General features: G+C 56.4%; 13 protein-coding genes and 2 tRNA genes. 4 read left to right on the top strand and 11 right to left on the bottom strand.

Going from position 1 to position 12,209, the window contains the following annotated elements; all coding sequences use genetic code 11:
• Window positions 1-183 precede the first annotated feature (183 nt).
• The 4 genes from BOW53_RS11045 to BOW53_RS11030 all read right to left on the bottom strand — a co-directional run bounded on the left by BOW53_RS11045 (window position 184) and on the right by BOW53_RS11030 (window position 3,321).
• Complete coding sequence (locus BOW53_RS11045; RefSeq protein ID WP_078488044.1) at window positions 184-378, bottom strand: Rho termination factor N-terminal domain-containing protein; 195 nt, start codon at window positions 376-378, stop codon at window positions 184-186.
• 921 nt (window positions 379-1,299) lie between these two features.
• Window positions 1,300-1,375, bottom strand: a tRNA-Asn gene (locus BOW53_RS11040).
• A gap of 62 nt (window positions 1,376-1,437) precedes the next feature.
• The gene (locus BOW53_RS11035) at window positions 1,438-1,953 is read right to left on the bottom strand and encodes a GspH/FimT family pseudopilin (RefSeq protein ID WP_078488043.1); all 516 of its coding nucleotides are present in this window, start codon (window positions 1,951-1,953) and stop codon (window positions 1,438-1,440) included.
• A gap of 177 nt (window positions 1,954-2,130) precedes the next feature.
• On the bottom strand, window positions 2,131-3,321 hold the full coding sequence (locus BOW53_RS11030) for a pyridoxal phosphate-dependent aminotransferase (protein ID WP_078488042.1): 1,191 nt from the start codon (window positions 3,319-3,321) through the stop codon (window positions 2,131-2,133).
• 127 nt (window positions 3,322-3,448) lie between these two features.
• Between BOW53_RS11030 and uvrB the strand changes: the two genes are divergently transcribed.
• Window positions 3,449-5,455 carry an excinuclease ABC subunit UvrB gene (gene uvrB, locus BOW53_RS11025; protein ID WP_078488041.1) on the top strand — a complete coding sequence of 669 codons (2,007 nt, stop codon included), beginning with the start codon at window positions 3,449-3,451 and terminating at the stop codon, window positions 5,453-5,455.
• A gap of 12 nt (window positions 5,456-5,467) precedes the next feature.
• Here the strand turns inward: uvrB and BOW53_RS11020 are convergent, their stop codons facing one another.
• Both BOW53_RS11020 and BOW53_RS11015 read right to left on the bottom strand, forming a co-directional pair.
• On the bottom strand, window positions 5,468-6,223 hold the full coding sequence (locus BOW53_RS11020) for a phosphatase PAP2 family protein (RefSeq protein WP_078488040.1): 756 nt from the start codon (window positions 6,221-6,223) through the stop codon (window positions 5,468-5,470).
• Window positions 6,223-6,462, bottom strand: a complete 240-nt coding sequence (locus BOW53_RS11015) for a hypothetical protein (protein ID WP_078488039.1) — start codon at window positions 6,460-6,462, stop codon at window positions 6,223-6,225. Before BOW53_RS11015 ends, BOW53_RS11020 begins: the two co-directional genes overlap by 1 nt.
• A gap of 49 nt (window positions 6,463-6,511) precedes the next feature.
• Between BOW53_RS11015 and BOW53_RS11010 the strand changes: the two genes are divergently transcribed.
• A complete protein-coding gene (locus BOW53_RS11010; protein ID WP_135607082.1) occupies window positions 6,512-6,811 on the top strand; it encodes a hypothetical protein in 300 nt (99 codons plus the stop codon).
• Window positions 6,812-6,836: 25 nt separating this feature from the next.
• Here the strand turns inward: BOW53_RS11010 and BOW53_RS11005 are convergent, their stop codons facing one another.
• The 4 genes from BOW53_RS11005 to BOW53_RS10990 are packed head-to-tail and all read right to left on the bottom strand — an operon-like array spanning window position 6,837 to window position 11,109.
• Window positions 6,837-8,036, bottom strand: a complete 1,200-nt coding sequence (locus BOW53_RS11005) for an ABC transporter permease (protein WP_078488045.1) — start codon at window positions 8,034-8,036, stop codon at window positions 6,837-6,839.
• A 2-nt stretch (window positions 8,037-8,038) separates the two neighbouring features.
• On the bottom strand, window positions 8,039-9,244 hold the full coding sequence (locus tag BOW53_RS11000; protein WP_078488037.1) for an ABC transporter permease: 1,206 nt from the start codon (window positions 9,242-9,244) through the stop codon (window positions 8,039-8,041).
• A gap of 36 nt (window positions 9,245-9,280) precedes the next feature.
• Window positions 9,281-9,955 (bottom strand): ABC transporter ATP-binding protein, encoded by a 675-nt coding sequence (locus tag BOW53_RS10995; RefSeq protein WP_078488036.1) that lies wholly within the window; start codon window positions 9,953-9,955, stop codon window positions 9,281-9,283.
• Complete coding sequence (locus BOW53_RS10990; protein ID WP_078488035.1) at window positions 9,952-11,109, bottom strand: efflux RND transporter periplasmic adaptor subunit; 1,158 nt, start codon at window positions 11,107-11,109, stop codon at window positions 9,952-9,954. The genes BOW53_RS10995 and BOW53_RS10990 overlap by 4 nt, the downstream gene beginning before the upstream one ends.
• Window positions 11,110-11,289: 180 nt before the next feature.
• Between BOW53_RS10990 and BOW53_RS10985 the strand changes: the two genes are divergently transcribed.
• Both BOW53_RS10985 and BOW53_RS10980 read left to right on the top strand, forming a co-directional pair.
• A complete protein-coding gene (locus BOW53_RS10985; protein WP_078488034.1) occupies window positions 11,290-11,739 on the top strand; it encodes a ligand-binding protein SH3 in 450 nt (149 codons plus the stop codon).
• Between the two features lie 47 nt (window positions 11,740-11,786).
• Window positions 11,787-11,863, top strand: a tRNA-Val gene (locus tag BOW53_RS10980).
• Between the two features lie 166 nt (window positions 11,864-12,029).
• Here the strand turns inward: BOW53_RS10980 and BOW53_RS12945 are convergent.
• A partial coding sequence (locus tag BOW53_RS12945) for a hypothetical protein (protein ID WP_425442927.1) occupies window positions 12,030-12,209 on the bottom strand: 180 nt, incomplete at its 5' end.

Below are 12,209 nucleotides of genomic sequence, written 5' to 3'. Positions count from 1 at the left end.
CCACAAGAGGCTATCGATCACCGAATGAATTATTTATGGGGCGGCAAGTGGATTTGCTTGCTGCGTAATTGAATTGCAGTTATTACTTGAAACCGCCTTTCTTGTGTTTCTTGTGTTTCTTGTGTTTCTTGTGTTTCTTGTGTTTCTTGTGTTTCTTGATGGAGATTGGGTGAAGAGTCTCCTCTATTTGATTTTTTTACCCACGCAGTCGCCACGCCAAAGACAGGCAACTTGGTTGCAGTCGTTGGCAACCGGTGTTCTGAAGCAATCCTGGTTACCCTCGGCACGCTGTATGGCTCGAATCAATTCCCACTTGCGCAGCTTGGATGATTCGATGCCACGGTTGGCAGCAATATTCAGAACCTCTTTTTTACGCATTTCATTCTCCTCACTGCACTCTCCGTGGTTGATTTCATTAGAAATATAGCTCTGACGGGCGGAATGTGGGATTATTTGTCTTTGGTACGGAAAATGTAACTTATTTTTTGCATTTGGATTGAATCCCCGAGTGCTAAAAACCGATAGCTGAACAGAGTTGATCATGAACCGAATTTGGCCAGAACCACGGGATGAACCCGACCCATCTCCGGATCCAATGAGCTAAGAAGAGGGTGTTTCCACCACTTCCGGTGTACCTCATTCACCACTCATGCGCTTTGGAAAATAAAACAGGGTTTTGAAAATGAGCAGCGACTTTGTAAACAACTTGGCCTGCCAGCACCTGCCTCTTGGGATTTAAAGTGAGACATCGCTCTTCATATCCGCTGCGGTCCGCCCTGGCGGGGTTTGTATTGGGTTACCTAGACATGGAGAAAATCGCACCTGCCAAAAATATTAGCCAGAACAAAGCAAGCATATAGATAAATCCCATGCCCACGCTGACCGCCATGGAAAGCCGAGGCGGTTAGTCCCCGGTAGCCGTGAACCAGGACGTCCGGGGCACTAATAGGCTGTCGAAGGCCGAGTCGATTTTGGGGACTTGGATGTCCCAAAATCTTTCACGAGGTCGAAGACTCGCTTATATTTGTATTGCTTTTCTCATCAGAGCTTACAGAACTTGGGTGATTTTTAGGTTCTTCATTATCCATGATTAGCCTTTGTGTTTTTGGTACGTGAATTAGAGCATGGTTGAGAGGATAGCGTAGTTTCTCCTTCCTGTAGCGAGTAATTTGGATTATGACTCTGAGCTGTTCTGGCTACCATCGCCAGATAGCCACTGCTGGATTGTGTGCTGGTTCAAGAAAGAAAAAAGCCCGGTCAATATGACCGGGCTTTTCCCTGGCTTTTCAGCCAGTTATTTGGCTCCCCCGACTGGGCTCGAACCAGTGACCCACGGATTAACAGTCCGTTGCTCTACCAACTGAGCTACAGGGGATTAGTAGAGGCGCGTATAGTAATGACCTCTCACCCCGGGGTCAATAGTCTGACGCTAATTTTTTAGCTTGCGGGACAGAAGATGGGCTTTGCGCTAGAGCGGGTTTTCGAGAGGTGGGGGCGACCGCTGTTATGGATGATTACTGCCCTTGGTGCGGCACGGTTTTGCCGGTCGCAAAATGTGAATGTGGCGGCTGAGCCCCAGGCCATGCCCGAAGGCTGGTAAGTGATGGCCTTTCTGCCATTTTCACTGGTTGAACTACGAATCAAAATAGTATCGTCCGTCTCCCTGATAAAGCGCAGAATCTTCTCATTTGCATCCTTCTTGCCGTCCCCATCCATGTTTTCGAAAATCACGCAACCCCTCTGCCACTCGATGGAATCGAGGCGTGACTTGCCATCGAAGCTGGGGCAGAGCGTCATCTTCAGGCCGCGCCTGACCGCCTCGCTTCTTGCCAGGTGGAGGTGCGCAACCAGGCGGTTGATATTACTGCTCATCCTGGTGGTTGCGGACAGATTCTGCATCGAAGGAACGGCGACGGATATCACCGTGATGACCACGGCCAGGATGACTGCCACTGCCAATTTGATCAGAGTCAGCCCCCCTGAGTAGGAAATGAGGGGATTTGGCGCTAGGCTGCATGTTCACAAGTCCTTGTGGATCACGAGAAGGAAAAATATTCCAATTTCACGGCAATTGAAAGGGCGAAGCCGAAGATTGGCGTTCACCCTTACTGGCTGGTGCGGATTACCGGATTAGCTGCCGAGAACGCCTTCCAGGCGATCCAGGGCGTTCGTCAGGTTCTCCATGCTGGTGGCAATGGAGATTCTTACGTGACCACCCAGGCCAAATGCCGAGCCGGGCACCAGGGCGACACCAGCCTGTTCGATCAGGTGCTCGGACAGCTCGACATCGCTGTTCACATCGTCGATCTTGTCCATAGCCTCCTGAACCTTGGGGAACAGGTAGAAAGTGCCATCAGAGGGGAGGCACTCGACGCCTGGTATGGCGTTGAGGCGGTCAACCACGTAGTCGTAGCGCTCCTTGAAGGCCTTGAGCATTTCGCCGATACACTCCTGTGGGCCTTCCAGGGCTGCCTGGGCTGCCACCTGCGAGATGGACGTGGGGTTTGACGTGCTCTGGGACTGGATCTTCTTCATCGCCTTGATGATCTCTGCAGGCCCTGCAGCGTAACCGATACGCCAGCCGGTCATGGAGTAGGCTTTCGAGACCCCGTTCAGCACCAGGCAGCGGTCGCGCAGCTCGGGGCAGGCGTTGAGGATATTGACGAAGGGTTCATCCGTATTCCAGCGGATGTGCTCGTACATATCGTCTGTGGCCCCAATCACCCTGGGGTGCTCCAGCAGTACTTCGCCAAGGGCAGCCAGCTCGTCCCGGCTGTAGGCCATGCCGGTGGGATTGGAGGGGCTGTTGATCACCATCAGGCGTGTCTGCTCGGTAATCGCACCCTTGAGCTGGGCGGGGGTTATCTTGAAATTCTGGTCGGCCCCGGCGTTGACCAGCACCGGGACGCCACCGGCCAGCAGGGTCATGTCCGGGTAGGAGACCCAGTAGGGAACCGGTATGATCACCTCGTCGCCCGGGTCGAGGATGGCCTGGGCCAGGTTGTAGAAGCTCTGCTTTCCACCGCAGGAGACCAGGATCTCTTCCGGGGCGTAATCAAACTGGTTGTCACGCTTGAACTTGTCGATGATGGCCTTCTTCAGGCCGGCGGTACCATCTACCGCGGTGTACTTGGTGAAGCCGTCGTTGATCGCCTTGATGGCAGCTTCCTTGATATGTTCCGGGGTATCGAAGTCCGGTTCACCGGCACCCAGACCGATGATATCTTTGCCTGCGGCTCGCATCTCTGCGGCACGGGCCGTGACGGCCAGGGTGGGGGAAGGCTTGACGGTCTGGACGCGGGCGGAAAGCTTGGTACTCATCTTGGCAAGACCTGAAGTTGTTCGTTATTACTGAATGTTGTCCTGTCCTCAGCTCGCGCTGTGGGCAGGTGTGTTTATGGCACGCAGCTGTAATAATATCCAATCTGATTAGTTAGCAGAATCCCCAATGTCAAAAGAATTTCAACTGGTCTCCGAATTCGAGCCCTCCGGTGACCAGCCCGAGGCAATACGCCGCCTTGTCGAGGGGCTCAATGATGGCGAGGCGGGCATGACGCTGCTGGGTGTGACCGGTTCAGGGAAGACCTTCACCATTGCCAACGTGATCCAGCAGGTACAGCGCCCCACGGTGATTCTGGCCCATAACAAGACCCTGGCAGCCCAGCTCTACGGGGAGATGAAGGAGTTTTTTCCTCACAACGCGGTGCAATATTTTGTCTCCTACTACGACTACTACCAGCCAGAGGCCTATGTGCCTTCATCGGACACCTTCATCGACAAGGATGCCTCGGTCAACGAACATATCGAGCAGATGCGCCTGTCGGCCACCAAGGCGCTGCTTGAGCGGCCCGATACCATCATCGTGGCCACGGTTTCATGCATTTACGGCCTGGGTGATCCCCGCTCCTACCTGAGCATGGTACTGCACCTCTCCCGGGGCGATATCATTGATCAGCGCGCCATCCTGCGGCGGCTGGCGGAACTGCAGTACACCCGCAACGACGTGGAGTTGCACCGGGCGACCTACCGGGTACGCGGTGAAGTCATCGATATCTATCCGGCGGAGTCCGACAGCGAAGCGGTGCGCATCGAGATGTTCGACGACGAGATCGAACAGATTTCGCTGTTCGATCCGCTCACCGGCGAGGTGCTGCGCAAGGTGCCGCGCTACACCATCTACCCGAAGTCCCACTACGTGACCCCGAGAGAGACCCTGCTGGAGGCGGTGGATCACATCAAGGAAGAGCTCAAGGATCGCCTGGAGCAGTTGAGGGACAACCGCAAGCTGGTGGAGGCCCAGCGCCTGGAGCAACGTACCCGCTACGATATCGAGATGATCCTCGAACTGGGTTACTGCTCGGGTATCGAGAACTACTCGCGTTATCTCTCCGGGCGCCAGGCTGGGGAGGCACCACCGACATTGCTGGACTACCTGCCGGAGAACACCCTTTTCGTGGCCGATGAGAGTCACGTCTCCATACCCCAGGTTGGCGGCATGTACCGGGGAGACCGCTCGCGAAAGGAGACCCTGGTGGAGTACGGTTTCCGCTTGCCGTCTGCCCTGGACAACCGGCCCCTGCGCTTCGAGGAGTTCGAACTGCGTACCCCTCAGACTATCTATGTTTCTGCAACGCCGCGGGATTATGAACTGGAACATTCCGGTGCCGTGGTGGAGCAGGTGGTTCGCCCAACCGGGTTGGTGGATCCCGAGGTGGAGGTGAGGCCGGCTACCAACCAGGTGGATGACCTGTTATCGGAGATCCACCTGCGTCTGGAGGAAGAGGAACGGGTGCTGGTCACCACCCTGACCAAGCGCATGGCCGAGGATCTCACAGACTATCTCGATGAGCACGGCATCCGGGTGCGCTACCTTCACTCTGACATCGACACCGTCGAGCGGGTGGAGATCATACGCGACCTGCGCCTGGGAGAGTTCGACGTGTTGGTGGGCATCAACCTGCTGCGCGAAGGACTGGATATGCCTGAAGTCTCCATGGTGGCCATCCTGGATGCCGACAAGGAGGGCTTTCTGCGCTCCGAGGGATCACTGATCCAGACCATCGGTCGCGCCGCGCGAAACGCCAACGGCAAGGCGATTCTCTATGCAGACAAGATCACCGGTTCCATGCGTCGTGCTATCGATGAGACCGAGCGTCGGCGGGCCAAGCAGATCGCCTACAACGAGGCCCACGGTATTACCCCCCAGACCATACGCAAGGCCATTGCCGACATCATGGAAGGGGCTCATGCCGGTGCGCCCATGCAGGCGAAGGCGTATGCCAAGGTGGCGGAAGAGGAGGCGGAGTACGCTGCCCTGACCCCGCAGCAGATGGCCAAGCGCATTGCCGACCTGGAAAAGAAGATGTACCAGCACGCCAGGGATCTGGAGTTCGAAGAGGCCGCCCGGGTGCGCGACCAGATCAAGTCGCTCCAGGGAAAGGGGATGGTGGCTTGATCAGTTACAGGTCTAAAATTTCGGAACCCGCTGCCAGCTCCTGGGCAGGATAAAACCAAGGATCTTCTCACCCAGCCAGCGTAGCGCAAATCCCACGGGGGTGAAGACGATCCAGGCCATCATCAGCAGTACAAGGGTGCCTGAGCCCACCAGGTTGTCGGTGATCCAGTGGCCGCCGGATACTAGTCGCGGCAGCAGGATCAGCACCGTCATCACCAACGCCGTGATCCGGTGTTTCCAGCCGGCGAAAAACCAGGCAAAGAAGAGCCAGATAAAGACCACCGTACCGTGGTCGCCGGGGAAGCAGCTCTTCGATGCATTCTTGGCCTTGATGCCGGGTACCAGCTCGCTAAGCCGGTAGACCGGCTCCAGCACCAGCGATGGGCTCTTCCTGGTGATATCGATGATCGCCTGGTAGAGATCGATCAGACCCTCCTGTGTGGCCAGGATCATGGCTGACATCAGTATGAAGAGTACGGCACGCTCAAGGATCAGGCGGCGACCACCGGTGAGTGCAAAGTGCATGAAGAAGGAGATCATAGCGATGGCCACCACGATATCCGCACTCCTGTGATTGGCGGCTGCCCAGAAGGCCTGCCAGGTCTCACCCCATTGCAATGATCCGTTGAGGGTGAAAAACACCAGTTTATCCAGTCCGTCCCAAAGTTCCCGGGTGGGTTCGAACAGCCAGGAACCATACAGCACCACCGCAGCTATATTGCATACGAAGAATGCCAAGGGGTGCCAGATCTTGAGGTGGGTGTGCACTAGAACTCCAGGTGAATAGTGTAGCTTTTGCCAAAGCCTGTGATTTGTAGCGCCAATGCCCCAGGCAAGTCAACCGTGACAATGGGAAAGAGGATTTGGGTGATCACGTATTCATCTTGTTGGGTGTTTTTGTAAGTGGCTGATAAAGCACTCAAATAAGCTTCGGGGAGATACAAAACTCTTATGGCCAAAGCACTTGCTGTTTGGAAATACTGGTCTTTAATTACGGCATATTTCATTATGCAGATGCGAAGTCAAAGTCACTTACGCACAAGGCGGGCGTGCCAGATGGAAACATGTCTTTCGGCTAAAGAGGCGAGATGCTTACTGGGGCTCACACAAGACGAGTGGGTCTGCTTGATTGAAACCGGCAAAGTGCCTTCAAAGGAGGTGGCGGGTCTCACTTTCTATTGCGAGGAGGCCCTCGACTACTTTTCACGGAACAATCCTTTGACGCTCATGGTCGCGATCCATGATGCCAAGTTGGAGAAAAGCTACTATCGCCTGAGTGAACGGGAGCGGGGAACGGCCTGGCTTGCGCTTCATATTGTCAGTCTGCACAAAACTGACAAGCATCACGCGGCCTGAAGCCCCTTTGTATGAGTACTGTCGGCTATTCCGAGCGTAACGCTTCTATCGGATCGAGCCCTGCCGCACGCCAGGCCGGGGCGACGCCGGCAGCCAGGCCGATCACTATCGAGATCGCCTCGGCAAGCAATACGTAACTCCAGGCTGTATGGGTCGGCAGGGCGGGAACGGCGACCCCCAGCAACCAGGCGCCGCCGGCACCAATGGTCAATCCGGCCAGACCCCCAAGTGCTGCCAGTGCCACGGCCTCGCCGATAAACAGCCAGAGTATCTGGCGCTTGCCTGCACCCAGGGCGCGCAGCAGTCCGATCTCAGCGGTACGCTCGGTAACCGCAATCGTCATGATGGTGAGGATGCCGACTCCGCCAACCAATAGGGAGATGCCGCCCAGCGCGCCTACGGCGAGGGTCAGGATGTTGAGTGCATCGCCCAGGGTCTCAAGCATCTGGTCCTGGGTGATGACGGTGAAGTCCTCGCTGCCGTGGCGCTGTTTCAGAAACTTCTTGATACGTTCTGCAAGCACCTCGCTGTCGGTGCCCGGGGTATAGAGCAGGTCCACTTCCATCAGGCTCTCCTGGTCGAACATCGCCATCGCCTTCTGGGTGGGAATGTAGACTGCATCATCCAGGTCGAAACCGAGGAGGGTGCCCTTGGACTCCATGACACCAATCACCCGGTAGCTTTCGCCGCCGATGCGTACCCGCTGCCCCAGGGGATTGATATCTCCCAGCAACTCTTTACGCACCTTGCTGCCGAGCACGGCGAAGGGTCGTGCATGGGTGGTGTCGTCATCGGGTAGGAAGCGCCCCATAGTGGGTTTCATGCTCCAAACACTGGGGACCTCGGAGCCGGTGCCGAAGATCATGGTACGCCGCGTGCGCTTGCCATACTCCACGGAGGCGTTGCCCTGAACCATGGGCACCACGGCCTGGATGCGGGGAAGTCTGCCAAGTGCTTCCGCGTCTTCCAGGCTCAGGGGGCGCACATTGTTGATCACTGCTCCTGATATGCCGAAGGTGCTTGCCTTGCCGGGGGTGATGGCGATCAGGTGGGTACCAAACTGGGTAAACTCCGCCAGTACGAATTTGTGGATCCCCTCGCCGAGGGAGGTGAGCAGCACCACCGCAGCGATGCCCACGGCAATGCCCAGTGCCGTCAGGAAGCTTCGCATGCGGTGGGCGATGACCGACCCAAGTGCCAATTTGATAAAGTCGTCCAGCAGCATGGTCATCGTCCCGAGAGTGCCTGAACCGGGTCCAACCTGGCGGCGCGTTTTGCGGGCATCACGCCAAACAGCAGTCCGGTAATCAGCGCCACCATCAGTGCGGCAGCCAAGGCCCAGAGCGGCACGAACAATGGAAAGTCGGGAAAGACCTGGTTCAATCCCCAGACGCCGGCATAAGCCACCGCCACACCGATCAGCGCACCGAAGGTGGAGAGCAGGGCCGCCTCTACCAGGAACAGCTGCATGATCTGCTGCTCGGAACTCCCCAGGGCTTTGAGAAGGCCGATCTCGGTAGTGCGTTGTGAGACCGCCACCAGCATTACGTTCATGATCAGTATCCCGGCCACCCCGAGACTGATGGCAGCGATGCCGGCCACCGTGGCGGTGAGGGCCTGGAATATCTCGTCGAAAGTCGACAGCAGGGCGTCCTGGGTGATGATGGTGACATCCTCTTCGCCGTCATGCCGTTCCCTCAAGATATCCTTGATCGCCTGCTGGGCCTTGGGGATGTCCTCGCGACCATTGGCCTGAACCAGGATGCGGAACAGGGATTCGGTATTGAACAGGCTCTGGGCACGGGAAACCGGAATGATGGCCAGGTCGCCCACATCCATGCCGAGAGATTCTCCCAGGGGCTGGAGTACGCCGATGATTCTGAAACGGCTGTCATGGATACGGATCCACTCTCCCAGGACCTTCTTATTGCCGAAGAGCTCCTCTTTCAGGGTAGTGCCAATGACCACCACCGCGCCGCCTCGGGTGGGATCGCCCGGCGGCAGAAACTCACCCAAGGCCATCGCCATGTTGCGCACATGGAGCAGATCGTACGTCGATCCTACAACGGTAACTTCCCGCTCCAATTGCTGATGAGAGACTGGGGCTGAGCCGATAACCACTGGTGCTATCTTTCGCACACTACTACTGCGCAGCAGTGCCAGGGCATCATTGAGTGTCAGATCCTCCGGCGTACCGCCGATGATGGGCGGGGCACCGCCGGTAGTTTCTGTGCGCCCGGGCAGCACAACGATCAGGTTGGTGCCGAGGTTGGAGAACTCGTTGCTGACGTAACGCCTTGCCCCTTCGCCCAGTGCAGTGAGCACCACGACTGAACCGATGCCGATGGCCATGGCCAGCAGCATCAACCACGTGCGGGTACGGGCACCTGAGAGTGCATTGCTACCGAATTTCAGGATGTCTTCCGCCAACATGATTACATGCTCTTCGTCAGCTCCTTTTCAGAACAGCTATCGACTGTGGTCCACCACAATCGCGCCATCCACCATATGGATGCGCCGTCGCGCGCGTTCGCCGATTTCAGGATCATGGGTCACCACCAGTAGTGTGATACCAGTCTGGTTGAGTGATTCCAGCGTTTTGATGACATCTTCGCTGGATGCCTTGTCCAGGTTGCCAGTGGGTTCGTCCGCCAAGAGTATGGCGGGGCGCATGATGGTGGCCCGGGCGATGGCGACACGCTGACGCTCTCCTCCTGACAGTTGATCCGGCCGGTGGTCAGCTCGGTCGCTCAAGCCCAGGTTTTCCAGTGCCTCCGCCACGCGCACTTTGCGGTGCTCCGGCTCAATTCCCGCAAGGGTCATAGGAAGTTCCACGTTCTGGGCAGCGGTCAGTCTTGGTACCAGGTGAAATGCCTGGAATACAAAACCGATGCGCTCCCGCCTGGCAATTGTGCGCTGTACTTCACTGAGGGTCGTGGTATCGGTACTTTCCAGCAGGTAGTTGCCGCTGTCAGGCCGGTCCAGAAGACCCAGGATATTCAGCAGGGTGGACTTACCAGATCCTGAAGGCCCCATGATCGAAAGGTAGGCCCCTGCTTCAGCCTCGAGATTGACATCCCGCAGGGCGTGGACCGTTTCACTCCCCACCTTGAACGCTCGATTGATGCCATCAAGCCGGATCATGGTTTCTTGTCTTTTTCCCGGGTGGCCAGTGCGCCATCCTCCACACCGTCACGGTCTACAGAGGTCACCACGAGATCACCCGCCTTCAATCCATCTGTCACCTCGGTGTGATCCCAGTTGGACATACCGGTCTCTATCTTGCGTTTTTCCAGTATTCCTTCGTCTTCCAGTAACAGATAGATATGGTCGTCTTCCAGCACGGCTTCGGTGGGAATACGCAGGGCTTGCTTGCGCATGTCCAGGATGATCTCGACATCGGCAGAGTAACCTGCCAGCAGCGACTTGATATCCTCCGGATTGGTGAACTCCACTTCGACATTTACGGTGCGCGCCTGTTTTTCCAGGTCCAGCACATAAGGGGCGATGCGCCGTACGGTTCCTGGAAAGCGCCGATCATCGAAAGCATCCAGGCTGACTCTTGCGGTCTGCTCTACGGTGATCTTGGGAGCGTCCACCTCGTCTATGGGGGCGGCCACATAGAAGCAGGTGTTGTCGATCAAGTCCACAGCAGGAGGCGTTACAATGCCGGGTGGGGAAGGGGTGACGTATTCGTTGAGCTCGCCGTTTATCTCCGCCACGATGCCGTCGAAGGGAGCGATCAACTGGGTCCGCTCCAACTGGGAACGGATGACCTCCACCCTGGCGGTTGCTACCCGGGCCGAGGCGTTGGCCGACTCACAACTGGCCTGCATGGCCTGGGCCTCGGTTTCAGCTTTATCCACGGTATCAATGGAAACAGCCCCGCTCTTCCGTAGTCTGCCAACCCGGTTGGCCTCCCGGCGGGCCACCTGGGCCTGGAGGCAGGCGCTGCGGGCGCTGGCTTCGGCTGCAGCGGCTTCGGCCTGAGTCAACGTGATTTCGGACATCAGATCCTTGTTCCAGAGCGAGAGCAGCAGGGTGCCGGATCTGACCTTGTCTCCCTCCTTGATCTCCAGTACAGCAATCTGGCCTCCGATGCCGGGAGAGAGTTTGGCCCGGCGACAGGCCTTGACTGTCCCCGCCCGGGTATTGGCCACGGTCTCCTCAACCAGGCCCGGCTCTGCAGTATCCACTGCCAGTTCGATGGGCTTGGGGCGATTGATATACCAGATGCCGGCAGCGGCGGTTGCCAGCGCCAACAGGGAGATAATTAGGCGAGTGTGACGGGTAATCATCTGTTTTTCCCAGGTTAGCCCAGATCCTTATTCATAAGTGTATACCCTTGGTAGAAATCCGCTTGAAACGGGGGGGCGCGCTACCTTGAGGGCTTGAAAAATGACGTTACAGGACCAATAACCAAGTATAATGGTCAGTAATTCGTGATATCCGAAATTTTCGGATGATTGGAGGTTGTTATGTCCAACTTGATCCCAGGATTTTCATATGATGGCGTGGTTACCGTTAATCGTGTCATTCTCAAGGATGGATACAGTGTGGATGACCTGCAGGAGCGGGTCGCTGTGCTTTGTGAGAATGTAAAGACTTATCATTCGGGCACCGGCTTCATTGGTGGATTTGTGGCCCTCAACAGTGGCGAAGTTTCCAACGAAGGCAGCACGATCGGCCAGGCGATGGAGAGTCTTCTGAAGGGGAGGGAAGCCCTGGTCATCACATTCTGGCGCTCTTTCGAGGATCACGAGCGCTCCCACCGAAGCGAAACCTTCCAGCCGCTTTTCCAGGATGTGCTCGAATTGTGTGAAAACGGCAACGAGGAGATCGCCTACGAGATGCTCTGGTCAGGCCAGGCTTATAGTCCCAATGAGGCTGAGGCAGCCCGCGAAGCGAAGGCCAAGTATGCCCCCTGAGGCCTTGCGCCAGTGCGGGGTGTTCTGTATTATTGCGCCTCCTTTACAGGCGCGTAGCTCAGTTGGTTAGAGCACCACCTTGACATGGTGGGGGTCGTTGGTTCGAATCCGATCGCGCCTACCAAACAAAAAAGGCTTACGTTAACTCGTAAGCCTTTTTTTGTGCCCGTAATACCCTCTGGGAGAACAACTGGGAGAACATGCTCTCGGTATATTTTATTTTCTCCTCAGATTCTCTTGTTGACCTTCCTGGTTTTAAGCCTTAATAGTCGTATACGATTTCAAAATCGTTAAACAATTGGTCTTTTAATCGGATATTTTGATAGGGAGATTTTTATGTCAGAGGAATCTGAGGTTATTGCCCAGTATCTCGCGAATTCAATTTCCAAGTGCAACTCGACAGAGTTGGTTAGAGGGTAAGCTGCGGTAGCATAGGCAGCTTCTCTCACCGACCAAAGTTTGAGGAGCAC

Origin of the sequence: Solemya velesiana gill symbiont (assembly GCF_002020805.1) — a bacterium.
GTDB lineage: Bacteria > Pseudomonadota > Gammaproteobacteria > Chromatiales > Chromatiaceae > Sedimenticola_A.
This window is presented reverse-complemented; position numbering and strand designations above follow the sequence as displayed.